Source organism: Mesorhizobium sp. M0062, from assembly GCF_040323125.1.
Taxonomy (GTDB): domain Bacteria; phylum Pseudomonadota; class Alphaproteobacteria; order Rhizobiales; family Rhizobiaceae; genus Mesorhizobium.
Window position 1 is genome coordinate 142,031 of the sequence record NZ_JAMYUO010000007.1, and the last position, 24,530, is coordinate 166,560.

At 63.2% G+C, this 24,530-nt stretch carries 20 protein-coding genes and 1 riboswitch; of the genes, 9 read left to right on the forward strand and 11 right to left on the reverse strand.

Going from position 1 to position 24,530, the window contains the following annotated elements; genetic code table 11:
• Position 1: 1 nt before the first annotated feature.
• Positions 2 to 3,529, reverse strand: coding sequence for a DNA polymerase III subunit alpha (dnaE, locus tag NKJ64_RS11430; protein WP_023688305.1), 3,528 nt, complete (start codon positions 3,527 to 3,529; stop codon positions 2 to 4).
• A 259-nt stretch (positions 3,530 to 3,788) separates the two neighbouring features.
• On the reverse strand, positions 3,789 to 5,801 hold the full coding sequence (locus NKJ64_RS11435; protein ID WP_352462568.1) for an acetyl-CoA carboxylase biotin carboxylase subunit: 2,013 nt from the start codon (positions 5,799 to 5,801) through the stop codon (positions 3,789 to 3,791).
• A 237-nt stretch (positions 5,802 to 6,038) separates the two neighbouring features.
• Between NKJ64_RS11435 and NKJ64_RS11440 the strand changes: the two genes are divergently transcribed.
• The 6 genes from NKJ64_RS11440 to NKJ64_RS11465 all read left to right on the forward strand — a co-directional run bounded on the left by NKJ64_RS11440 (position 6,039) and on the right by NKJ64_RS11465 (position 10,860).
• On the forward strand, positions 6,039 to 7,166 hold the full coding sequence (locus NKJ64_RS11440; RefSeq protein WP_352462569.1) for an S-(hydroxymethyl)glutathione dehydrogenase/class III alcohol dehydrogenase: 1,128 nt from the start codon (positions 6,039 to 6,041) through the stop codon (positions 7,164 to 7,166).
• Between the two features lie 67 nt (positions 7,167 to 7,233).
• Complete coding sequence (gene gfa / locus NKJ64_RS11445) at positions 7,234 to 7,803, forward strand: S-(hydroxymethyl)glutathione synthase (RefSeq protein ID WP_023691150.1); 570 nt, start codon at positions 7,234 to 7,236, stop codon at positions 7,801 to 7,803.
• A 64-nt stretch (positions 7,804 to 7,867) separates the two neighbouring features.
• Positions 7,868 to 8,341, forward strand: a complete 474-nt coding sequence (locus NKJ64_RS11450) for a YaiI/YqxD family protein (RefSeq protein WP_023691149.1) — start codon at positions 7,868 to 7,870, stop codon at positions 8,339 to 8,341.
• A gap of 21 nt (positions 8,342 to 8,362) precedes the next feature.
• The gene (locus tag NKJ64_RS11455) at positions 8,363 to 9,055 is read left to right on the forward strand and encodes a DUF1345 domain-containing protein (protein WP_352462570.1); all 693 of its coding nucleotides are present in this window, start codon (positions 8,363 to 8,365) and stop codon (positions 9,053 to 9,055) included.
• A gap of 136 nt (positions 9,056 to 9,191) precedes the next feature.
• Positions 9,192 to 10,067, forward strand: coding sequence for a cytochrome b/b6 domain-containing protein (locus NKJ64_RS11460; protein WP_023667590.1), 876 nt, complete (start codon positions 9,192 to 9,194; stop codon positions 10,065 to 10,067).
• Between the two features lies 1 nt (position 10,068).
• Complete coding sequence (locus tag NKJ64_RS11465) at positions 10,069 to 10,860, forward strand: molybdopterin-binding protein (RefSeq protein WP_023681588.1); 792 nt, start codon at positions 10,069 to 10,071, stop codon at positions 10,858 to 10,860.
• Positions 10,861 to 11,011: 151 nt separating this feature from the next.
• On the opposite strand, the gene NKJ64_RS11470 is transcribed toward NKJ64_RS11465, so the two are convergent.
• Entirely contained in the window at positions 11,012 to 12,013 is a 1,002-nt protein-coding gene (locus tag NKJ64_RS11470) for a hypothetical protein (RefSeq protein WP_352462571.1), read from the reverse strand.
• 189 nt (positions 12,014 to 12,202) lie between these two features.
• Positions 12,203 to 12,289, forward strand: a riboswitch (glycine riboswitch).
• Between the two features lie 149 nt (positions 12,290 to 12,438).
• On the opposite strand from NKJ64_RS11470, the gene gcvT reads away from it, so the two are divergent.
• The 3 genes from gcvT to gcvP are packed head-to-tail and all read left to right on the forward strand — an operon-like array spanning position 12,439 to position 16,742.
• Positions 12,439 to 13,539: a glycine cleavage system aminomethyltransferase GcvT gene (gene gcvT / locus NKJ64_RS11475; RefSeq protein ID WP_352462572.1), complete on the forward strand. Its 1,101-nt coding sequence runs from the start codon at positions 12,439 to 12,441 to the stop codon at positions 13,537 to 13,539.
• 6 nt (positions 13,540 to 13,545) lie between these two features.
• Positions 13,546 to 13,914, forward strand: coding sequence for a glycine cleavage system protein GcvH (gcvH, locus tag NKJ64_RS11480; protein ID WP_352462573.1), 369 nt, complete (start codon positions 13,546 to 13,548; stop codon positions 13,912 to 13,914).
• Positions 13,915 to 13,931: 17 nt separating this feature from the next.
• Positions 13,932 to 16,742, forward strand: coding sequence for an aminomethyl-transferring glycine dehydrogenase (gcvP, locus tag NKJ64_RS11485; protein WP_352462574.1), 2,811 nt, complete (start codon positions 13,932 to 13,934; stop codon positions 16,740 to 16,742).
• A gap of 12 nt (positions 16,743 to 16,754) precedes the next feature.
• Here the strand turns inward: gcvP and NKJ64_RS11490 are convergent, their stop codons facing one another.
• From NKJ64_RS11490 to NKJ64_RS11525, 8 genes are all read right to left on the reverse strand, one after another.
• Positions 16,755 to 17,918 (reverse strand): GGDEF domain-containing protein, encoded by a 1,164-nt coding sequence (locus tag NKJ64_RS11490; protein ID WP_352462575.1) that lies wholly within the window; start codon positions 17,916 to 17,918, stop codon positions 16,755 to 16,757.
• 142 nt (positions 17,919 to 18,060) lie between these two features.
• Positions 18,061 to 18,531: a hypothetical protein gene (locus NKJ64_RS11495; RefSeq protein WP_023667596.1), complete on the reverse strand. Its 471-nt coding sequence runs from the start codon at positions 18,529 to 18,531 to the stop codon at positions 18,061 to 18,063.
• 133 nt (positions 18,532 to 18,664) lie between these two features.
• Positions 18,665 to 19,717: a PA3715 family protein gene (locus NKJ64_RS11500; RefSeq protein ID WP_352462576.1), complete on the reverse strand. Its 1,053-nt coding sequence runs from the start codon at positions 19,715 to 19,717 to the stop codon at positions 18,665 to 18,667.
• Complete coding sequence (locus NKJ64_RS11505; RefSeq protein ID WP_023725707.1) at positions 19,648 to 20,613, reverse strand: type II secretion system F family protein; 966 nt, start codon at positions 20,611 to 20,613, stop codon at positions 19,648 to 19,650. Before NKJ64_RS11505 ends, NKJ64_RS11500 begins: the two co-directional genes overlap by 70 nt.
• A gap of 1 nt (position 20,614) precedes the next feature.
• Complete coding sequence (locus tag NKJ64_RS11510) at positions 20,615 to 21,580, reverse strand: type II secretion system F family protein (protein WP_352462577.1); 966 nt, start codon at positions 21,578 to 21,580, stop codon at positions 20,615 to 20,617.
• A 4-nt stretch (positions 21,581 to 21,584) separates the two neighbouring features.
• A complete protein-coding gene (locus NKJ64_RS11515) occupies positions 21,585 to 23,006 on the reverse strand; it encodes a TadA family conjugal transfer-associated ATPase (protein ID WP_023667600.1) in 1,422 nt (473 codons plus the stop codon).
• Complete coding sequence (locus NKJ64_RS11520; protein ID WP_023667601.1) at positions 23,003 to 24,217, reverse strand: CpaE/TadZ family protein; 1,215 nt, start codon at positions 24,215 to 24,217, stop codon at positions 23,003 to 23,005. The genes NKJ64_RS11515 and NKJ64_RS11520 overlap by 4 nt, the downstream gene beginning before the upstream one ends.
• Positions 24,218 to 24,262: 45 nt before the next feature.
• Entirely contained in the window at positions 24,263 to 24,529 is a 267-nt protein-coding gene (locus NKJ64_RS11525) for a hypothetical protein (RefSeq protein ID WP_023667602.1), read from the reverse strand.
• Position 24,530: the final 1 nt, after the last annotated feature.

A 24,530-nucleotide genomic window follows, 5' to 3' on the forward strand; every position in this document is an offset into this window, starting at 1 on the left:
CCTAGACGAGCTCGACTTCGACCACACCCGGCACCGCGCGCATGGCCGACGCGATCTGCGGCGAGATGCGGTAGCGATTGGGCAATTCGATCTCGATCTCACCTTGCCCGGCTTCCTTGATCAGCACGAAGCTGACCTGGCCCTCGCCCTTTACCGCCAGTTGGCCGGCCAGCATGCCGATCGGAGCCGCATCGCGCACGAAGATGCGCAGCGCCTTCTGGATACGGCTGGCCTCATCCTCCAGCGACTGCACCGTCTGGATGCGCAGATTGACCCCTTCGGGCCTATCCTCGGCCGAAACGGTGATCACCACCGAACGTCCGGGCTCGAGCAGATCGCGATACTGCGCCAACCCTTCCGAAAACAGCACGGCTTCATATTGGCCAGATGTGTCGGAAAAGGCGATGACGCCCATCTTGTTGCCGGTTCGGGTCTTGCGCTCCTGCTTGGTGGTGACGGTGCCGGCGAGCCGGCCCGCGGCGGCACCGCGTTTGACCGCAGCCGAGAACTCGCCCCAGTTTTGCACGCGCATCTTCTGCAGGGCCGCCTTGTACTCGTCGAGCGGATGCGCCGAAAGATAGAAGCCGACGACCTGGAATTCGCGGTGCAGCCGGTCGGCGGCAAGCCACGGATCGGTCTGCGGCAAATTGAGCGCCTGCTGTTGCGCGCCGAGCGACGCGCCGAAAATGTCGTGCTGGCCCGAAATGGCATTCTGCTGCGCCAGAGAAGCCAGCCCCATCATCCGTTCGACGCCGGCCATCATCTGGGCGCGGTCGTGGCCGAAGCAGTCGAGCGCGCCGGCCATGATCAGGCTTTCGAAGACGCGCTTGCCGACGATCTTGGGATCGACCCTTTCACAGAAATCGGCGAGATTCTTGAACGGCTTTTCGCCGCGCATGGCGACGATGTGCTCGACCGCAGCGTCGCCGACGCCCTTGAGGGCCGCCAGCGAATAGTAAATGCGGTTCTCGCCGACCTCGAAATTGCGGAAGCTGGTCATCACCGACGGCGCCACCACCTCGATGCCGAGACGCAGCGCATCCTGGCGGAAATCGGCGAGTTTGTCGGTATTGCCCATGTCGAGCGTCATCGACGCCGCCAGGAACTCGACGGGGTAATGCGCCTTGAGATAGGCGGTCTGGTAGGACACGACGGCGTAGGCGGCCGCGTGCGATTTGTTGAAGCCGTAGTCGGCGAACTTGGCCAGAAGGTCGAAGATGAAGTCGGCCTGCGGCTTGCCGACGCCGCGTTCGACCGCACCAGTGACGAAGCGCTCGCGCTGCTTGTCCATTTCGGCGCGGATCTTCTTGCCCATGGCGCGGCGCAGCAGGTCGGCTTCGCCGAGCGAATACCCCGACAGCTCCTGCGCGATCTGCATCACCTGTTCCTGGTAGACGATGACGCCTTGCGTCTCCTTCACCAGATGGTCGATTTTGGGATGGATCGAGGCCATCTCCTCTTCGCCATGCTTTCTGGCGTTGTAGGTCGGGATGTTCTCCATCGGGCCGGGGCGGTAGAGCGCCACCAGCGCGATGATGTCCTCGATACAGTCGGGCCGCATGCCGATCAGCGCCTTGCGCATACCGGCACTTTCCACCTGGAACACACCGACCACTTCGCCGCGCGACAGCATGGCGTAGGTTTCAGGGTCGTCGAGCGGGATCGTCGCCAGGTCGATCTCGATGCCGCGCCGGCGGATCAGCTTCACTGCCGTCTCCAGCACGGTCAGCGTCTTCAGGCCGAGGAAGTCGAACTTCACCAGCCCGGCCTGTTCGACATATTTCATGTTGAACTGGGTGACCGGCATGTCGGAGCGCGGATCGCGGTACATCGGCACCAGTTCCGACAAGGGCCGGTCGCCGATGACGATGCCGGCGGCGTGCGTCGAAGCGTGGCGGTAGAGCCCTTCCAGCTTTTGCGCCATATCGAGCAGCGTCTGCACGATTGGCTCCTTCTCGGCCTCCTCGGCAAAGCGCGGCTCGTTGGCGATGGCATCCGCCAGCTTGACCGGATTGGCGGGGTTCTGCGGCACCATTTTGGAGAGCTTGTCGACTTGGCCGTAAGGCATTTGCAGCACGCGGCCGACGTCGCGCAGCACCGCGCGCGCCTGCAGCGTACCGAAGGTGATGATCTGCCCAACCTGGTCGCGGCCATATTTCTGCTGGACGTAGCGGATGACCTCTTCGCGCCGGTCCTGGCAGAAGTCGATGTCGAAGTCGGGCATCGACACGCGGTCGGGGTTGAGGAAGCGCTCGAACAGCAGCGAGAAGCGCAGCGGATCGATGTCGGTGATGGTCGTGGAATAAGCGACCAGCGATCCGGCGCCCGAACCACGGCCCGGCCCGACCGGAATGCCTTGCGCCTTGGCCCATTTGATGAAGTCGGCGACGATCAGGAAATAGCCGGGAAACTTCATCTTCTCGATGATGGAGAGTTCGAAATCGAGCCGCTCGCGGTATTGTTCGACCGTGTAGCCGGAAGTGGGCCCATGCGCAGCCAGCCGCGCCTCGAGCCCCTCATGCGCCTGCCGGCGTAGCTCATCGGCCTCCGCTTTCAGCGCCACCTCATTGTCGGCGACATCGCCGCCGGTAAAGCGTGGCAGGATCGGATTGCGGGTCTTGGGATAATAGGAACAGCGCAGCGCGATCTCGACGGTGTTGTCGATCGCTTCCGGCAGGTCGGCGAACAGCCGCGCCATATCCGCCTGGCTGCGCAGGAAATTGTCCGAAGTCAGCCGGCGACGGTTGTCGGCGGCAACCACCGAACCCTCGGCAATGGCGATCAGAGCATCATGCGCGTCATAGTCGTCGCGGGCGGCGAAGAACGCCTCATTCGTGGCGACCAGCGGCAGATCATGGATATAGGCAAGGTCGACCGATGATTTCTCGATAGCGCGGTCATAACCGGAAACACGGTCCAGCTCGACATAGAGCCGGTCGCCGAACAGCGCCTTGAGTGCCAGAAGCCGCGTCTCGGCAAGATCTCGGCGATCCTCCTTCAGCGCCCGGCCGATCGGGCCGCGCGGCCCGCCGCTGAGGCAGATCAGGCCATCGCTATGGCCTTCCAGCATTGCTGACGTCAGATGCACGGGCTCGCCCGGCGGCGTCTCCAGATAGACCTGGCTGACCAGCCTGACGAGGTTGCTGTAGCCGGCCTCGGTGGCGGCGAGCAGCACCACGGCGTGCATCTCCGGACCATGGCGGCGGCGGTCGCGCTGCGCGTCGCTGGTCTCGCCGGAAAAGGCGAGATCGATCTGGCAACCGATAATCGGCTGGATGCCTTCCTTCACCGCCTTCTGGGCAAATTCCAGCGCGCCGAACAGATTGTTTGTGTCGGTGACTGCGATTGCCGGGCACTCGTCCTTGACTGCATGACCGACAACGGCGGCGACCTGCAAGGCGCCCTCGAGCAGCGAATACGCCGAATGCACGCGCAGATGGATGAACGGCCGCGCCGGCGCCTCCGGGCGCGCAGCAGCGAGCGCTGCTTCGCGCCTCAGGGGATCGCGTGGAAGTTTGTCATCCGCCATGATGTTTCAAATTGCTCGAAGGGCTTTGAGTCGATGGAGATGTATTGTCCCGGACCGGGCGATGCCAGTCCAGCACAAATGACCACCGACCACAGGCTTCCGTACCCAGCCGCACGGCTCAGAGATTGTTCGAAATTCGCACTGGCGAGTCATATGATGGTGGTTTCGAGAACCGGAGCGCAGCGGCCATTGGTCCGTGAGCACGGGAAGCGCAGAACCACCTTCAGATGGCCGCCGGAGTAGAATTTCCAAACAATCTCTAGGCGAACTCCATGATCACCGCATCGACAGCCAGGCTGTCACCCGGCTTGGCGTTGAGCTTCGACACGACAAGATCGCGGTCGGCGCGCAGCACGTTTTCCATCTTCATCGCCTCGACCACGGCCAGCGTCTCGCCGGCCTTGACCTCCTGCCCCTCGGCAACCGCGATCGACACGACCAGGCCCGGCATCGGGCAAAGCAGCATCTTGGACGTGTCCGGCGCCACCTTCTCCGGCATCAGCCTTTCCAGCTCCGCCGTGCGCGGCAGCATGGCGCGCGCCGTCACCGACATGCCTTTCCAGGCAATGCGCAGGCCGTTCGGCGCCGGCCTGATCTGCGCCGTGACCTTGCGGGCACCGACAGTGCCGCGCCAGATGAGGTCGCCCGGCCGCCAGTCGGACGCCACGGTCAGCGCTTTGCCGCCATCGACCGACAGATCGATTTCCATCGGAATGGAGATCATGCCCTCGATGATCGAAGCCTGGAGATAGTCGTCGCCGAGCTTCACCACCCAATCGCGCTTGAGTGCGCCCGAATGCGGCGCCAGCCGCCCGCCCAGCCGGTCGAGCCGGTCGCGGCGCAGAAGCTCGACCGCGGTGGCGATCGCCGCCAGCACTGCCTTTTCATCGCCATTGGGCACGATCGGCGCGAAGCCGTCAGGATATTCCTCGGCGATGAAGCCCGTCGATATCCGCCCCTCGCGCCAGCGCGGATGCTGCATCAGCGCCGCCAGGAATGGAATGTTGTGCTCGATGCCGTCGACGACGAAACTGTCCAGCGCTTCCGACATGGCGTCGATTGCCGCCAGCCGTGTCGGCGCCCATGTGCAGAGTTTTGCCACCATCGGGTCATAGAACATCGAAATCTCGGAACCTTCGGTGACGCCGGTGTCGTTGCGGATGACGATGTCGCCGAACGTGCCCTCCTCCGGCGGCCGGTAGCGCGTCAAACGGCCGATCGAGGGCAGGAAATTGCGATAGGGATCCTCGGCATAGAGCCGGCTTTCCACCGCCCAGCCGTTCAGCTTGACGTCGCTCTGCTCGATCGCCAGCTTCTCGCCGGCGGCGACACGGATCATCTGCTCGACTAGGTCGATGCCGGTAACAAGCTCCGTCACCGGATGCTCGACCTGCAATCGTGTATTCATTTCAAGGAAATAGAAGTTCTTTTCAGCATCGACGATGAACTCGACGGTGCCGGCGCTCTGGTAGTCGACCGCCTTGGCCAGCGCCACGGCCTGCTCGCCCATGGCCTTGCGCGTCCTGGCATCGAGGAATGGCGACGGCGCCTCTTCCGCAACCTTCTGGTTCCGGCGCTGGATCGAGCATTCGCGCTCGCCGAGATAGAGGGCGGTGCCATGCGCGTCGGCCAGCACCTGGATTTCGATATGACGCGGATCGACGACGAACTTTTCGATGAAGACGCGGTCGTCGCCGAACGAGCTTTTCGCCTCCGAGCGCGCCCGGTCGAAGCCGTCGCGCACTTCCGACTGGCTCCAGGCAATGCGCATGCCTTTACCGCCGCCGCCGGCCGAGGCCTTGATCATCACGGGATAGCCGATCTCGCCGGCGATCTTTTCGGCATGGTCGGCATTTTCGATGACACCAAGCCAGCCCGGTACCGTCGACACTTCTGCGGCATTGGCGAACTTCTTCGATTCGATCTTGTCGCCCATCGCCTTGATCGCCTTGGCTTTTGGACCGATGAAGACCATGCCCTCAGCCTCAAGCGCTTCGCAGAAGGCGGCCCGCTCCGACAGAAAACCGTAGCCGGGATGCACGGCCTGCGCGCCCGTCTCCTTGCAGGCAGCGATGATCTTTTCAGGCAGAAGATAGCTTTGCGCGGCCGGCGATGACCCGATATGCACGGCTTCGTCGGCCATTTCGACGTGCACGGCGTCGCGATCGGCGTCGGAATAGACCGCTACGGTGGCAATCCCCATCCTGCGCGCCGTCTTGATGACGCGGCAAGCAATCTCGCCGCGATTGGCGATCAGGATTTTCGTGAACATCGAAGGCGTTTCCTCGGTCTTTCGTCCTTCTTATGGGCTTCGGCAGCCGGGCTCAAGCACCGCCGGCAGCGCACCCATCAAGACACTCCCTGCCCGCCAGGCCCGTGCCGAGGGGCGAAGGTTGGGCTCGCCGACGACTGAGCCAAGATTTGCGCCATATTTGGTCGCCAAATCGGGTTGAAACAGTATAAAAACCCTGAAAGCCTGAAGACCAATCGCCTTGGGAGGAATTGCCTGATGAAAACCCGCGCCGCTGTCGCTGTCGCCGCCGGAAAGCCGCTGGAAATCATGGAGGTCGACCTCGACGGACCGCGCGAAGGCGAGGTGCTGGTCGAGATCAAGGCGACCGGCATCTGCCACACCGACGAGTTCACTTTGTCGGGCGCCGATCCCGAAGGTCTGTTTCCGGCAATCCTCGGCCATGAAGGCGCCGGAATCGTCGTCGATGTCGGCAAGGGCGTCACTAGCGTCAGGAAGGGCGACCACATCATCCCGCTCTACACGCCGGAATGCCGGCAGTGCCCGTCCTGCCTGTCGCGCAAGACCAATTTGTGCACCGCCATCCGCGCCACGCAGGGCCAGGGCCTGATGCCGGACGGCTCGTCGCGCTTCTCAATCGGCAAGGACAAGATTTTTCACTATATGGGCTGCTCGACCTTCTCCAACTTCACCGTGCTGCCCGAGATCGCGGTGGCCAAGGTCAACCCCGAGGCCCCCTTCGACAAGATCTGCTACATCGGCTGCGGCGTCACCACCGGCATTGGCGCTGTCATCAACACCGCCAAGGTCGAGCAAGGCGCGACCGCCGTGGTCTTCGGCCTAGGCGGCATCGGCTTGAATGTCATCCAGGGCCTGCAGCTGGCCGGCGCCGACATGATCATCGGCGTTGATCTCAACAACGACAAGAAGGCATGGGGCGAGAGGTTCGGCATGACGCATTTCGTCAATCCGAAGGAGATCGACGGCGACATCGTCCCCCACCTCGTCAACATGACCAAGCGCGGTGCCGACCAGATCGGCGGCGCCGACTACACGTTCGACTGCACCGGCAACACCAAGGTAATGCGCCAGGCGCTGGAAGCCTCGCATCGCGGCTGGGGCAAGTCGGTCGTCATCGGCGTTGCGGGCGCCGGCCAGGAGATTTCGACCAGGCCATTCCAGCTGGTCACCGGCCGCACCTGGATGGGCACCGCCTTTGGCGGCGCACGCGGCCGCACTGACGTGCCAAAAATCGTCGACTGGTACATGGACGGCAAGATCCAGATCGACCCGATGATCACCCATTTGCTGAAGCTGGAAGACATCAACAAGGGCTTCGACCTCATGCATGAGGGCAAGTCGATCAGGAGCGTCGTCGTTTATTGAGGAGAAGAAGCCGCCGACCGAAGGGCCAGCGACTGTAGTTGCATGGGTTCAACAAGGGAGGAAGATAATGCCTGAGAAACTGCATCCGAAAATCGACAATGGCCTGCCGAAGGAAAGCGCAAGCTTTGCCGGCGGCACGCTGGTCTGTGCCTGCACCAGCAAGCCGGTGAAGGTGACGGTCAAGGGCCAGATCGCCCACAACCATGCCTGCGGCTGCACCAAATGCTGGAAACCGGACGGCGCGGTGTTCTCGGTCGTGGCGGTCGCCGGCACTGGCGACGTCACCGTCACCGAGAATGGCGACAAGCTGAAGGTGGTCGATCCGGCAGCATTGATCCAGCGCCATGCCTGCACCGGTTGCGGCGTCCACATGCACGGCCCGGTCGAGCGCGATCATCCGTTCAAGGGTCTGTCCTTCATCCATCCCGAGCGCTTCGAGGAAGACGGCTGGTCACCGCCGGGCTTCACCGCTTTCGTCTCGTCGATCATCGAATCCGGTGTCGACCCCAAGCGCATGGACGGCATTCGCGGCCAGTTGAAATCGATCGGCCTCGAACCCTATGACTGTCTCAACCCCGGCCTGATGGATTACATAGCCACCTGGACGGCGAAGAAGTCGGGCGCGCTGCCGGCCTGACGGTACGAGATTTCTGGCATGGGGCCGGGTAACATGCCGGCCCCATGTCCGTTTTGGAGAGATAATGCCCGCACCCGCCATCTACGTCGACGCCGACGCCTGCCCGGTGAAAGCCGAGGTCGAGAAGGTCGCCGAGCGCCATGGCGTGGTCGTCACCTACGTCTCCAATGGCGGGCTGCGTCCGTCGCGCGATCCGATGATTCGCAACGTCGTCGTCTCTAAAAGCGCCGATGCCGCTGACGATTGGATCGTCGAGAACGCAAAACCCAACGACATCGTGATCACCGCCGACATCCCGCTTGCCGCTCGCACCGTGGGGCTCGGCGCGCATGTGCTTGGGCCAACCGGCCGGCCGTTCACGCCGGAGACCATCGGCATGGCGGTTGCAATGCGCGATTTGAAGCAGCATCTGCGCGAAACCGGCGAGAGCAAGGGCTACAATGCCAGCTTTGCGCCACAGGATCGCTCGCGTTTCCTGGGTGAGCTCGACCGTATCTTGCGGCGGGCTCTGAAATCCGTCACACCCGACCAGACGTGAAGCATCATCCGAGGTCGGGCTATGGCCGACACATCGCCGAATAACCCCTTGCAGCGGCACAAGCAGTTCTTTGTGTCGCTAGCCGTCGGTCTGGTCGTATTTGCCGCGGTATTGCCTTTGATTGGAGCGCTCCCCGTCTCCACGCGGCTTGCCTATTCGATCTCGATTGCCGCCGATTCCTTCTTCGTCGTCTTCATCGCGCTCGTCATCGCCAAGATGCCGCTGCTGTCCGGCCGCTATCTCAGCAAGAACGCGCGCGAACTGGACCTCCCAGTGCTGGGCATCTTTGCCATCACGCTCGGCATCGTCGCCATGGCCATTGTCCTGCTGTTCCTTTTGATCAATCACAAGGATCGCGACCCCATCGAACTCGGCTTCGCCATGCTGTCGATCCCGCTTGGCTGGTTCACCATCCATGCCATGGCCGCCCTCCACTATGCGCATGTCTACTGGATGGACGGCGACGCGATCGATACCGAAACCAAGAAGAAGATACCGGTCGGCGGCCTCGATTTTCCCGGCAGCAAACGGCCGGACGGTTGGGACTTTCTCTATTTCGCGACGGTGATCGGCATGACCGCGCAGACCGCCGACACCGCGATCACGACCTCGCATATGCGCCGCGTGGTGCTTGTCCATTCGATCCTGTCGTTCTTCTTCAACGCCGTCATCGTCGCCGCCGTCGTCAATCTCGCGGTGAGCCTCGGCAATTGAGTATCCGTGCCCGCGATAAACCCGTGCCCGTAATAAAAACGTGACCGCATGAAACATCGCTTTCGATAGCGACGTATTGGGAGGACAAGGACGAGCGCGGCCATCCCAGGATCGCGCAGCCGGAGGCGAGGAAAAGATGGAAACCATTACCATGAGTCAGCCCGGCGCAGGCGTCGATGCCGCCTCGACGAAGGATGCGACGCTGATCTACCGGCAATCGCGCTGGACCCGCCTGACGCACTGGCTGTGGGCGATCTCGCTGTTCTTCATGCTTTTGTCCGGCCTGCAGATCTTCAATGCCCGGCCGCAGCTCTACATCGGCAAGCAATCCGGCTTCGAGTACAACAACACCGTCTTTGCCATCGGCGCCGAAAACACCGCCACCGGCCCGCGCGGCTATACCGAAATCTTCGGCCATCGCTTCGACACCACAGGCGTGCTCGGCTGGTCGGGCCCGGCCCGGCAGCAAACGTCGCGTGCCTTCCCGTCCTGGGCGACAATCCCGTCCTATTACGATCTCGGCACCGCCCGCGTTGTGCATTTCTTCTTCGCCTGGATACTGACAACCACCTTGGTCGTCTGGCTGGTCGCCAGCCTGGTCAACGGCCATCTGCGCCGCGATCTGGCGCCGCGCCTTGACGATCTCAAGCGGCTGCCGCAGGACATCATCGAGCACGCCAAGCTCAGGTTCCACCACACACGCGAATACAACACGCTGCAGAAAATGGCCTATGGCGGCGTACTGTTCGTGCTGTTGCCACTCATGATCATCACCGGCCTTGCCATGTCGCCGAGCATGAACTCGGTGCTGCCCTGGCTCAACGAACTGCTCGGCGGAAGGCAGACGGCGCGCACCATCCATTTCACGGTGATGGTGCTGCTGGTCGGCTTTTTCATCGTCCATATGATGATGATCCTCGCCGCCGGCCCGATCAACGAACTGCGCTCGATCATCACCGGCTGGTACCGCACCGATCCGCCAAGGCATGGCGACACCGAGAGGAGTGCGTGAGATGGCCAAATTCCAGATCAGCCGCCGAAAGTTCCTGACGGGCGCCGGCCTCGGCGTTTCCGGCATCATGTTGTCGGGCTGCGATGCCTTCGACAGCCAGCTCGGCATGGGCGACGGCCTGCGCAGTTTCCTCGAAAACGCCAATGGCCTGACCTACCGCGCGCAACGCTGGCTTGCCGGCCGCGATGCTCTGGCGCCGGAATTCACCGAGGCCGACATCCGCCAGCCGCAGCGGCCGAACGGCGTCACCGCGCCCGACGATGACACCTACAAGGGCCTGCTCGCCAACAATTTCGCCGACTGGCGGCTGGAGGTAACGGGCCTGGTCGAAAAGCCGCTGTCGCTCAGCCGCGAGCAGTTGGAGAACATGCCGAGCCGCACGCAGATCACCCGCCACGACTGTGTCGAAGGCTGGAGCTGCATCGCCAAATGGACCGGCACCCCGCTGTCGCTGGTGCTCGACCAGGCTGTGGTCAAGCCGCAGGCCCGCTATGTCATGTTCCACTGCCTCGATACGATCGATCGCAGCCTCTCCGGGGAAATCAAATATTACGGCACCATCGACCTGATCGATGCCCGCCACCCGCAGACGATCCTCGCCTACGGCCTCAACGGCAAGCCGCTGCCGGTCGAAAACGGCGCGCCGCTGCGCGTGCGCGTCGAACGACAGCTCGGCTACAAGATGCCGAAGTATCTCTACAAGATCGAGCTCGTCGACAGTTTTGCCAATATCGGCGGCGGCCGCGGCGGCTATTGGGAAGACAATGGCTATGACTGGTATGGCGGGATTTGATGGCCTCGCATTCTGACCGAGCACGATCTGACTCCGACCGAACCGAGCTTGCCTGAGGAAGCCGGTTTCGAGCGCGTGGCCGAACTTGGCGATTGGCCTGAAGACACTCCAATATCGTCCTCTGCAAAACGGTCGCAGAAAACGGCGCGGCTTAAGCAACCTTGTCGAGCAGTGGCTTGAGCGCCGGATGTATCTCCGGCGAGGCGAGTTTGATCAGCGTCAGCAGCGCGCGTTCATTGTCACGCAGCGGGCGGTCGGTGCCGATGCGATCGGCCAGCCATTTCGCCTCGCTGGCGTCGATCGTCTCGGCGCGGCGCGCGAGTGCCTCGGCGGCACGGTTCTTCGACTCCCATTCGGCCTCGATATCGCCGGGCGAACGATAGGCTTCCATGATGCCGGCCAGTCCGCCCGACACCATGCGGCTGAAGAAGCCGCCAACTTCGGGCTCGGCCTGGTCCAGGAAACTGTCACGACGCAGCGCCACATCGCGCGTCGGCGCTTCGTAGCCGGCCGAACACATGACGAAATTGGCGAGCGCCTTGACGAACAGGTCGTTCCAGGACGGGTGGTTGTCGGCCGCAGCACTGCTCTCGTTGATCCTGAACAGCACTTCGGCCTCGGTGCGGGTGATGGCGATGTTGCCGTCGCCGCCATAGGCATAGAGGATGCGGCGCAGCAGATCGACCTCGGCCTTGGCGACCAGCCCGGGAACCAGCGCGCCGCCGAGCATCAGTGGTCCCTTGCCGTCGACCACCGCGTTGGCGACCTGCTCGAGCGCATAGGCGGAGAGCCGGCCGGGCGACGATTTCGCCTTTTCCAGCACATGCACCAGAAGCTCCAGCTCGGTGAGGCTGTCGACCATGCCGTCGCGCGAGATCGTTCTGATCAGCCAGTCGGCATTGTCCTCTGAGATATAGCCGGCCGGCTTTTCCTGATGGACGATGTAGTCGGCAACCGCCTCGACGAAGAATTCAGGCCATTCCTGGCACCTGTCCGTCGCTGTCGCATCGAGCGCAAACAGTGCTTCGGCCTCGCCGCGCGTCACCACGCCGTCGGCGAACACTTCGCGACGCAGCATGACGACATCTTCCGCCGTGATGCGGTCCTTCGAGGCCAGCCCCGCCACCGGCGCGCTCCCGATCCGTTCGCCCATCTGTCAATCCCCATCCGCCGTGCCCAACGCAATTGCCGGCCAAACAATCGGCCCAGAATATCGGCATTGTCTTGAAAAACCGGCAAACGGCGTGGTTAGCGAAGACTTGTCAGGAAGATGTCGCGGGCAGGTGACAAGGTGTCGCCGACAAGCTATGGATGGCGCGTCGAGGGCTCAAGTTTTGAGTCCTACCTGTTTGCGGGAGAGAGCAGCGCGAGCTGTCGCCGAAGGGGAAATCGCCCGAAATCTCTCAGGCAAAAGAACCGTAGACGGGAAAGACACTCTGGAAAGTCGGGGCTTGCCCCCGCGCCGAAGGTGTAAGCGTCGCCGACAGAGTTCCGGTTGCGCGAGTCTCTCAGGCTTCAGACAGAGGGGCACGGACTGGTCGCCAGCAGCGGCCGATTGCGTGCGACTCTGGAGATGACATGACGGGCGACGACACCAAACACCTACCCCTCGAAGATCTGCACACCGCCGCCGGCGCGCGCTTTGGCGCCTTCGCCGGCTGGTCGATGCCGCTGACCTATCCGGCCGGCGTGATGAAGGAGCACCTTCACACCCGCGAACATGCCGGCCTGTTCGACATTTCGCATATGAAGCTGTTCGCGGTCAGCGGGCCGGGCGCTGCGGCACTTCTGAACCGCGCCTGCCCGCTCGATGCCGGCGCGCTCGACATTTCGCAGTCCAAATATACTTTCTTCCTCAACGAGGCCGCCGGCATCATCGACGATCTGATCGTCACCCGACTCGGCGATACCAGGTTCATGGTTGTCGCCAATGCCGGCAATGCGGTCGAGGACGAGAAGCATCTGCGCGCGCTGGCGACCGATTTCGATGTGAAAGTCGATGCGCTCGATCGCGTCTTCCTGGCGATCCAGGGACCCGAAGCCTGGGCCGCTCTGTCCCGCGCCGGCATCGAGACCGGCTCACTCTTGTTCATGCATGGCATCGAGCCGAAGCAAAACTGGTTCATGAGCCGCTCCGGCTATACCGGCGAGGACGGCTTCGAGATTGGCCTGCCGGAGGCGGATGCGCGGGCTCTGGTCGCCAAACTGCTCGAGGACGAGCGTGTGTTGTGGATCGGCCTTGCCGCCCGCGACTCGCTGCGGTTGGAAGCCGGCCTCTGCCTGCACGGCCAGGACATCACGCCGGAGATCGATCCGGCCAGTGCCGGCCTGATGTGGGCGATCCCCAAAGATCTCCGCGCCAGCGGATCCTTCATCGGCGCTGACGCGTTGCGTTCGATCCTTGAGCGCGGACCGTCGCAAAAGCGCGTCGGCCTGAAGCCGGACGGCCGCCAGCCGGTGCGCGCCGGTGCCGCCCTGTTCGATGCCGACGGCAATCCGGCCGGCCACGTCACTTCAGGCGGCTTCGGCCCTTCGGCCGGCCATCCCGTCGCCATAGGCTACGCCACAACCGCCCTGGCCAAGCCGGGCACGAAACTCTTCGCCGACGTTCGCGGGACGAAAATCCCGATCGATATCAGTTCCTTGCCCTTCACTCCTCATCGCTACCGCAAAGGATAAATTCCGATGGCAAAAACCTATTTCACACAAGATCACGAATGGCTGACCGTCGAAGCCGGCATCGCCACCGTCGGGATCACCGACTATGCGCAGGAACAGCTTGGCGATCTCGTCTTCGTCGAACTGCCTCAAATCGGCACAAAGCTTAGCAAGGGCGATACCGCCGTGGTCGTCGAATCCGTCAAGGCGGCATCCGACGTCTATGCGCCGGTCGACGGCGAGATCACCGACGCCAACGGCGCGCTGTCCTCGGACCCGTCACTGGTCAACTCCGCGGCGACCGGCGGCGGCTGGCTGTGGAAGATGAAGCTGGCCGATGAAGGCCAACTCGCAGGCCTCATGGATGAGGCCGCCTACAAAGCCCATATCGGTTGATATCAGGACCTATTGCCATGAGCGCAGCACTCACCCCCTTCTCGGCCCGCCACATCGGTCCTGATGTAAACGATGTCAGAGCCATGCTTGCCGTGATCGGCGTTCCCTCCGTCGAGACGCTGATCAGCCAGGCCGTACCGCAGTCGATCCGCCTCGATCTGCCGCTGACCCTGCCCGCGCCGGCCAGCGAAGCCGAAGCGTTGGCCGAATTGGCTGCGACCATGGCAAAAAACACGGTGCTGAAGAGCTTCATCGGCGCCGGCTATCACGGCGTCCATGTGCCGCCGGTCATCCAGCGCAACCTGTTCGAGAACCCGGCCTGGTACACCGCCTATACGCCCTACCAGGCCGAGATCAGCCAGGGCCGCCTGGAAATGCTGTTCAACTTCCAGACCCTGGTCACCGAATTGACCGGCCTGCCGGTGGCCTCGGCCTCGCTGCTCGACGAAGCGACGGCGGTGGCCGAAGCGGTCGGCATCGCGCTGCGCCATCACCGCGACAAGCGCACCAAGGTGGCGCTGGCCGGCACGCCGCATCCGCAGACGCTGGACGTCGTGCGCACCCGCGCCGAGCCGCTCGGCATCGAGATCGATGGCGAGACCATCGACGACAACACCGCCGCCCTGCTGGTCTCCTGGCCGGACACGTTTGGCGTCTATGGCGACCACAAGGCGGCGATCGAGAAGGCTCGCGCCACCGGCGCCGTGGTCGTCTTCATCGCCGATCCGCTTGCGCTCACGCTGACCGAAGCGCCGGCCAGGCTTGGCGCCGACATCGCCGTCGGCCCGATGCAGCGCTTTGGCGTGCCGATGGGCTTTGGCGGCCCGCACGCCGCCTATTGCGCCGTCTCCGACAAGCTGACCCGGCTGATGCCCGGCCGCCTCGTCGGCCAGTCGATCGACAGCAAGGGCCGTCCCGGCTATCGCCTCGCCCTGCAGACGCGCGAACAGCATATCCGCCGCGACAAGGCGACCTCCAACATCTGCACCGCGCAGGCGCTGCTTGCCAACATGGCGACCGCATACGCGATCTGGCACGGGCCTACTGGTTTGCAGGCGATCGCAGCCCGAATTCATGAGCTCGCCAACGGCCTCGCAGCAGGCCTGAAAACCGCTGGTGTTTCCGTGCTCGGCTCAAGCCGTTTCGACACGGTGACGGCCGAAGTGAAGGGCAAGGCAGCTTCGATCGCCGCTGCCGCTGAAAAAGGTGGCCGGCTGCTGCGCGTCATCGATGCCGACCGCATCAGCATCGCCTTCGACGAAACCTCGACCGAGGCGGATCTCGAGGCTATCGCCGCCCTGTTCGGCGCCAAGTCCGGCGCTACTGAGGCCGGCGCGATGCCCGGCAAGCCGCGCGGCAAGGAGTTTCTGACCCAGCCGGTTTTCCGCGAAAACCACTCCGAGACCGACATGATGCGCCTGCTGCGCAGGCTAGCCGACAAGGATTTGGCGCTCGACCGCACCATGATCCCGTTGGGCTCCTGCACCATGAAGCTCAACGCGGCGGCCGAAATGATGCCGGTCAGCTGGCCTGTTGTCGCCAACCTCCATCCCTTCGCGCCGGCCAGCCATTCGGCCGGCTATCGCGCCATGGTCGGCGAGCTGGAAGGCTGGCTGGCGGAGATCACCGGCTTCGACGCCGTCAGCCTGCAGCCCAATGCCGGCAGCCAAGGCGAATATGCCGGCCTGCTCGCCATCCGCGCCTATCACCGTTCGCGTGGCGAAGGCCATCGCACCATCTGCCTGATCCCCCAGTCCGCGCATGGCACCAATCCCGCGAGTGCGGCGATGGCCGGCATGAGCGTCGTCGTCGTGCGTTGCCTGGAGGACGGCAATATCGACATGGACGATATGCGGGCCAAGGCCAACGAGCATTCGAAGAATCTCGCAGCCCTGATGTTCACCTATCCCTCGACGCACGGCGTCTACGAAGAAGGCGCGCGCCACCTGTGCGCTCTCATTCACGAGCATGGCGGCCAGGTCTATTTCGACGGCGCCAACCTTAACGCCCTGGTTGCTTTGGCGCGGCCCGCCGATATCGGCGCCGATGTCTGCCACATGAACCTGCACAAGACCTTCTGCATCCCGCATGGCGGCGGCGGTCCGGGCGTCGGTCCGATCGGCGTCAGGGCGCATCTGAAACCCTATCTGCCGGGTCATGTCACCGAAGGTTCGGCGCATGCCGTGTCCGCTGCCCCGTTCGGCAGCGCTTCCATCCTGCCGATCACCTGGATGTACATCCGCATGATGGGCGCCGCCGGCCTGAAGCAGGCGACGGAGACGGCGATCATCTCGGCCAATTATGTGGCGACGCGGCTCGCGCCGCACTTCCCGCTTCTCTACAAGGGCAGGCACGATCGCATCGCGCATGAATGCATCCTCGACACGCGCGTGCTCAAGGAGAGCGCTGGCATCAGCGTCGACGATATCGCCAAGCGGCTGATCGATTACGGTTTTCACGCGCCGACCATGTCGTTCCCTGTCGCCGGCACGCTCATGGTCGAGCCGACCGAATCCGAGCCCAAGCGCGAACTCGACCGGTTCTGCGAGGCGATGATCGCCATTGCCGGCGAGGCAGCGAAAGTGGCGAAGGGTGAATGGCCGCTCGAGGACAACCCGCTGGTCAATGCCCCGCACACGGCGGCCGAAACCCTTGCCGGCCAGTGGACCCACCCCTATTCGCGGCTGGAAGCGGCCTACCCCGCCGGCGATGTCGATACAGCGGCCAAATACTGGCCGCCGGTCTCGCGCATCGACAATGTCGCCGGCGACCGCAACCTCGTCTGCTCCTGCCCGCCGCTGTCGGAATATCTCGGCGCCGCCGAATAACACTCTGGCCTGTCAGGCTGAGCGCAGGGCCGGTCCGTCGGCTTTGCCGTTGAGGACAAGCACGCGATTTCGCCCGGCGTTCTTGGCCGCGTAGAGCGCCCGGTCGGCCTCGGCCAGCACTTCATCCAGGCTGCTGCCGTCTTCCTTGCCAAAGCCAATGCCGCCGCTGACGCTGCTGCGCAACGGCCCGCGCGGCGTCGGCACCACTTCCGTGCCGAAGGCGACGCCGATCCTGCTGGCGAAATCGTAGGCCTTGTCTTCGGTCATCCGAGACATGACCAACGCGAACTCCTCGCCGCCCAGCCGGAAGGCGTCGACGCCAACCCTGTCATACTTCTTGATGACTGCGGCGAAACGGCAGAGCACCCGATCGCCGACGGGATGGCCATAGACATCGTTGGTTCGCTTGAAGTGGTCGAGGTCGAACATGGCGACCGACATGAACGGGCCGAAGACGCGCTCGCGATAGAGCGAGTTCAAAGCCCGCCGGTTCATCAGACCGGTCAACGGGTCGGTCAGGGTCTCGGCCTTTAGTTCGATCTGTGCCTGCAGATGATGCAGCGACAGCGTCAGCGCGCCGAGAGCCGTCATGCAGGCGACCGCCACGACCGAATTCAACCGCTCGGCCCAATTGTCGGGTGCGACGCCGAGCACCCACTGGCCCTTGACCAGAAGCACGGCGCCGCAGAGCCCGAAGGATACGCCGCAGACGCCGCTTAGCGCCGAAACGACCAGCAGAATGCCGCGATCCTGACCGCCCTTGATCCAGAACATCACCCCGATCGAGGCGAGCAGCACTGTTACCGTCGTATAGGTGAGGATGAAGCCGACACCATCGAAACCGAGATAGGTCACGCCGGCGCAGACAGCGATCGCGAGCATGGCCGGCAGGACAGCGCGGCTGTAATTGCGCACACCAAGATATTGCATGGCCGAAAGTGAAAGCGCCAGGAAACCGAGGCTGAGCAGCGCCAACGCTGCCTGACAAAGCAACGGACTGGGCTCCCTCGTGTAGCGCCAGAAGACGATGACGTGGGCGACAAGGACGAGAATGCCGCACGCAACCGTCAGCACGAAGCGTGCACGCGGCGCCGTGAACCAGATCACAAACATGGTGACGCTCAGGCATGTGCCCGACAGCGCAGCCGCCAGCAATAGCGAACTGAAATCCAGCATGGATGAGCGGCAACCTTCGGGATCTTCGATTTGTGGCGCATCATAGGCATGCAACCGGCCGGAGATACCGGTTTTCTGCCGGTTTCAAAGCAAGCTGCCGACAGGGTTTACAAAGCGTCGACTGCCGCCCCCGCGAAGAGTCTCAGCCCTTGTTGAGCAGCGCCAGATTGGCGTTGATCACGCTCGGGTCGGCCATTCCGGCCCTTGCTTCCATGAGCAGCGCCCTCGCCTTCTTCTTGTTGCCGCGCAGCAGCTGCGAATAGCCCATGTTGTTGACAATCTGCGGCTTGCGCCCGGCAACCTTCAAAAGCTGGTCGTAGGCGCGGTCGGCGAAGTCGAAGCGGCCGAGTTCGTCATAGGAGGCGGCAAGCCCCATCCATCCCTCGGCACTGTCGGCCTTCAGTTCCACGGCCTTGCGGAAATGCTGTTCGGCAAGGCCGTAATTGGCCTCGCGGAACTGCGCCTTGCCTTGCGCAAGGTCGGAGGTGCTGACGTCTTTTGCCACCGGTTGGATCGATGTGGTCTTGGTTTTGTCGACGTTGTCGGTCGTGCAGCCGCCGACCATCAAGACCGCCGCTAGCGCGGCCATTGCCGTGAAACTTCTGTGACGCATGCCCCTGGCCCCAATCGCCCGATTTACCGGGTCGTTCTCTGAGGAAGCAGACTACAATAGGGCGATTAAACTTCAGTGCGGAAACGCGCCTAAAATTTGGTTTCGGGCACAGAAGCCATTAACCAACCGAAGCCTATTCCGGCTCCAGCGCCTTGAGCCCCGCCGGAAACTGATAGCGCCTGCCGTCGTAGCGCAGCCGGTAGGTTCGTTTCATGAACCTGCCGGGATGGGACTGGCACTCGCCATTCTTGTCGACAGACGGATTGTCGGTGTCCAACCGCTCGAACACTGTGATGTCGTGATAGCCGTGATGTCTCGCCGGGCTCATCGCCAGGCTGACCCGGCTGGATTGAAAGGATCCTGCGCAATTGGTGTCGCCTTCGCCGCCAAAGCCGGCCACGATGATGCCGTCGAGCACCAGGCGCAGAGCACCGCCGTCAAGGGCATAGAGCCGCAGGTCGGTTTCACTGAAAGGATTCGGCTGCGAATGGCTTGCCATTTGGATGCGCAGGCCGAAGGCGCCGACATCGGGCGCCAATCTGTAGCGCCCGGTATCGAAGTCGATCTCGCGGATGCCGACGGCATCATCGGTCATCAGCCCGGGCTGGAGCAGGCGCTGGCGCACCTGCCGGGTCTTCCTGTCGACGACCAGAAGCTCGACATCGCCGACATGCCCGTCGTCGCTGGATTGGGAGCTGTCGATCAGCGGCAAGGCGACCAACAACAGGTCGTCATGGGCGGGCCAGATCTTGCAGACCACGCCGAATGGCGCATCGCCATCCCAAAGCGTCTGGGCGATGCTGGTATGAGGTTCGAGCGTGAAGGAGGCGCCATCGGCACTCTTTTGGGCCTTGGGATATGCCTGCTGCACCAGAGCGGCAGCGTCGCCGCAATCGTCGGCCGCGGCCAAGGCCGGCGACAGACTGGCCGCGGCGAGGCCGAGGAAGGCGGTGCACAAGACTATTCGCATGGACGGCTCACTCATTTTGCTTTTTGTGGATTTTGCCGAAGGAGAGCGGCCAAACCGGCCGGATATGACATCCAGGCGAAGCGTAGTTGAAGTGAGTAACCGCAGAAAGCCGCCGGGCGGCCACTTGGTATCTACTGCCTTGGTATCTACTGAACCGCCGTCATTTTGACGATGATCGGGATGACGGCGATCATCAGCACCACCGGCAGGATGCACACCACCACCGGCACCGACATCTTGGCCGGCAAGGCATGTGCCTTCTCCTCGGCCAACGACATGCGCTTGTGGCGCATTTCGTCAGAGAACACGCGCAGCGCCCCGGCGAGGCTGGTGCCGAGTTCCTTCGACTGCTGCAAGAGCGTGGCGAAGGAGCGCACCTCGTCCAGGCTGAGGCGGTCGGCGAGCGCCTTCAATGCATCGTCGAGGCTGCGGCCGGCCCTGAGTTCCAGCGACACCAGCTGCAGATTCTGGCTCAGCGACGGATAGGTCTTGGCCAGTTCCTTCGAGACGCGCTCGATGCCGGCCTCCATGCTCATGCCGGCATCGGAGCAGACGATCATCAAATCCATGAAGTCGGGAAAGCCGTTGCGGTATTCGCGCATCTTTTCCCGCACCTTTTGGCTGAGCACCAGGCCGGGCACGAAATAGCCGGCGGCTCCCGACAGGATGATGAAGGTCCAGCGGCTGGTCGCGGTGGAATCGGCGCTGCCCATCCAATGGTTGACCAGGAACGCGCCGATCGCTGCGCCCACCAGGCAGGCGAAGCGGATCAGGAAGAATGTGCCGACCGCGCGCGGCTCCATATAGCCCGCCTGGATCAGCTTCATACGCAGCCGGGCGACATTTTCCGGATCGCTCTTGGCGTAGAATTCCTGCGCCCGCTTCACCGCCTTCTCGCGCACGACGCTCTGGTTCTTCTTCGGCGCCACCTCGGCCTGTTGGGGAGTCTTGCTGTCGTCGATCTTGAGCCGGCGCTTGAGATCGTTGCGGTCGCCTTTGGCCACCACCAGCGGCCATGCCACCGCGCTGCCGCCCAATGCCAGCAGCATCGCGGCTACTGGCATCAGCGACGTCGGCGCCAGCGAGGCAAGAAACTGGATCACCTGCTCCATCTCAGAACCGGAAGTTCGACATCTTGAACATGATGATGTTGCCCAGCATCAGCCATGTCACCGAACCGCCCAGCAGATACCAGGTCTTCGGCACATCCCAGACGCTTTGATAAAATTGCGGCATCATCACCATGATGGCGGCGAACAGCAGCGCCGGCACCGCCGTCAGGATATAGGCCGACATACGACCCTCGGTCGAAATGGCGCGCACCTTGCGGCGCAGCTTGCCGCGTTCGCGGATCGTCGTCGACAGCCCGTCGAGGATCTCGCGCAGATTGCCGCCCGAACTCGTCTGGATGGAAACCGCGGTGACGAACAGCGGCAGATCCTCCTGGCCGACGCGATCAAACAGTGAATTCAACGCCGAAACCAGGTCGGAACCAAAAGTCACCTCGTCGGAGATAACGCCGAATTCGGTGCCGATCGGATCGGGCATCTCGCGCGACACCATGGAGATCGCCACCGGAACCGGATGCCCGGCCTTCAAGCCGCGCGTGATCAATTCCAGCGCCTCCGGCAACTGCACGCCGAAACGCTTCACCCGCCGGGCACGCTTGGAACGCAGCACAATTACCGGCAGCAGCGCTGTCAGCACCACAAACAGCAAAATGGCGAGCAACAGCGGCAGGCCGTACCAGAGCGCGACGAGCATCATCGTCAGCGCCACGCCCGTCGTCATCGTCAGGAATTTCGGCAACGGCATCACCATGCCAGACTGCGTGCGCAGCGCGCGAAAACGGTCGGGCGAGAAGAATGACGTGCCGGAATCGAGGCCGCGTTCCTTGCGCAGCTGAATCAGCACCTGTTCCTGGCTGATCTTGTTTTCCTGCAGCTTCATGCGCCGGTTGATGGCCAGGCGCTTGTCGCTGCGGCCGGCATAGAGCAGATAGCAGCCTTCGGCGATCATGATGCCGGTCAGCGCTGCCGCGGCATAAACGACATAGATCGGGCTGAAATTCTCGAACACCCGGCTACTCCTGCGGCCGGCCGGGTTCGAAATATTTGCCGGGGAATTCAATGCCCATATTGCGCAGGTCCTCGAGGAAACGCGGGCGAATGCCGGTCGCCTCGTAGTGACCGAGGATCTTGCCGTCGGCCTCCATGCCAGTGCGCACGAAGCGGAATATCTCCTGCATCTGGATGACGTCCCCTTCCATGCCGGTCACCTCGGCGACGCTGGTCACCTTGCGCTTGCCGTCCGACAGTCGCGTCAGCTGGACGATAAGGTCGAGCGCGCTGGCGATCTGACTGCGGATCGACTGCACCGTCATCGGCATGCCGGTCATGCCCAGCATCTGCTCGAGGCGTGAAATGGCGTCGCGCGGCGTGTTGGCGTGGATGGTCGCCATCGAGCCTTCATGTCCGGTGTTCATCGCCTGCAGCATGTCGAAGGCCTCCTCGCCGCGGCACTCGCCGAGGATGACGCGGTCGGGGCGCATGCGCAGCGCGTTCTTGACCAGGTCGCGCTGCTTCAGCTCGCCATGACCTTCGATGTTGGCGGGGCGCGTTTCCATGCGCGCGACATGCGGCTGCTGCAGCTGCAGTTCGGCCGCGTCCTCGATGGTGATCAGCCGTTCGTCTTCCGGAATGAAGGCCGACAATGCGTTGAGCATCGTCGTCTTGCCGGTGCCGGTGCCGCCCGAGATGATGGTCGTCTTGCGGGCGTGGACTGCAGCCGCCAGCACCTCGGCCATGTTCTGGGTGATGGCGCCGAACTCGACCAGCTTGTGCAGGCCGAGCTTGTTCTTTGAAAACTTGCGGATCGACACCAGCGGCCCGTCGACGGCGACCGGGCGAATGGCGGCGTTGAAGCGCGAGCCGTCGAGCATGCGGGCATCGACCATCGGCTGCGATTCGTCGACCCGGCGGCCGACGGCGGCGACGATCTTGTTGACGATGCGCAACAGGTGCGCCTCGTCCTTGAACGGGATATGGACCTGCTGCAGCTTGCCCCGTTTTTCAACGAAGCAGTTCTGGTGGCCGTTGATCAGGATGTCGTTGATGTCGGGGTCCTTGAGCAGCGGTTCCAGCGGGCCGAGGCCGACCATCTCATCGACGATGTCATCGACCAGCGCTTCAAGTTCGACGGTGTTGATCGCCATACGCTCCTGGCGGGTCTTTTCCGACACGAACTCCTGCACCTGCCGGCGCATCTCATCCTTGGGCAGGCGCTCCAGCGCGACCAGGTTGATTTCCTCGAGCAGCAGCCGGTGGATGCGCACGCGGGCATCGAGCACCTTGTTGGCGCTTTTTCCCGGTGTTGTCTCCGGCTTCGGCGGCAAGGCCTTGCGGTTCGTCGGGATGACCACGGCGTGATGCGCGACCGGCGCCGCCTCGGCCGGCTTCAGCGCGCGGACGTCACGGTTCTGCAGGGTCGAGAAGCGGCTGGTCATCCGGCTTTCCTCTTCAGGAGGCCCCTGCCGATGCCGAACAGCGAGCGCGATTTCTCCGGCGTCACCACGGCTTCTTCCGGCAGGATGATCCTCTTCAGATCGTTGACGACGTTGGCGTTCGGGTCGATCTCATGCAGCGGCACGCCGCGGTCGACCGCTTCACGCACAAGCCGGTAATTGTTGGAGATGCCGCCGACGAAATGCTCGCCCAGGATTTCCTGGACATCCGCCTGCTTGATGCCGTTGTCGAACATCTTCTGCTCGAAACGATTGACGATGACGTTCGGCTTCACTTCCTTGCCGGCCGTCTCGTAGACCGCCTGGATCAGCCGCTGCGTGTGGCGCAGGCATGGCACCGTCATTTCGGCGACGATGTAGAGCTTGTTGGAGCCGAGCAGCACCGTCTCCGTCCACGGAAACCAGGTGCGCGGCATGTCGATGACGACGTTATCGAAATAGGCCGAGACGAGATCGAGCATGCGCACCACGACATCGGTCTTGAACGAGCGCATTTCCGACGGATGCGTTGGCGCCGCCAGCACGCAGAGCCCGCTCGCATGCTTGGACAGCATCACATCCAGCAGCTGACGGTCGAGGCGCTCGGGCTGGTTCTCGATTTCGGTGATGTCGAAGCGCGGCTCGAGGTCGAGATATTCGGCGCAGGCGCCTTGCTGGAAATTGAGGTCGACCACGCAGGTCGACGCGCCGCGCGTCACCGAATGATGCAGCTGGAAGGCGGTCTGCAGCGCCAGCGTCGTGGTGCCGACGCCGCCGGCGGCCGGCATGAAGGTATAGATCTGCGACTCGGTGTTTTCCTCGCGCCCCGGCCCTTGCAGCGCGCGCACGACCGACCGCACCAGATCGGCGGTGGTGATCGGCTTGACCAGGAAATCGGCGACCTGGAGCTGCACCAGGATACGCACTGCGGCTGCGTTGAATTCCTGGGTGACGACGACCACCGGAACGCGGCCTTCAAGCCGGCGCATGATGCGCTGCAGCGACTCGATCTCTTCCAGCTTTGCCGCATCCATGTCGACGATGAGCGCGCCGAAATCGGCTTCCTGGACCTCGCCGCGCAGTTCGGTAATGTTCTTCTCGACGGTCGAAAGCTGGATCACCTCCGAGGCCGCGAACGCGGTGCGCGTATCCTGCGCAAAGGTCCGGTCGCTGGACACCAGCAGGATCTTCTTGGTCTTGATGCCGCTTGCCATTTTGTCAGCCTGTCAGGTCATTCCCGGTCAAATCACCGGGGCAAATCAATCGGTTGTCGCTGTCGGTTGCACGGCCTTGGCAGCAGCAGCCTGGTCGGCGGCGTTGACTGCCGCCTCACTGCGCTGCGCCGGCACCAGCAGCCTGGTGTTCTGGACGCCGTATTTCCAGGGATCGACCATCTGCATGGCCGTATTGGCGGCCTGTGCGTTGCCGGCGGCAATCGTCGGTCCCTCGGAGCGGACATAGTCGTCGCTGGTGCAGCCGCCGGCGAGGCCGGCGATCAGCAGGGCGATGCATGATTCCACGCGCATG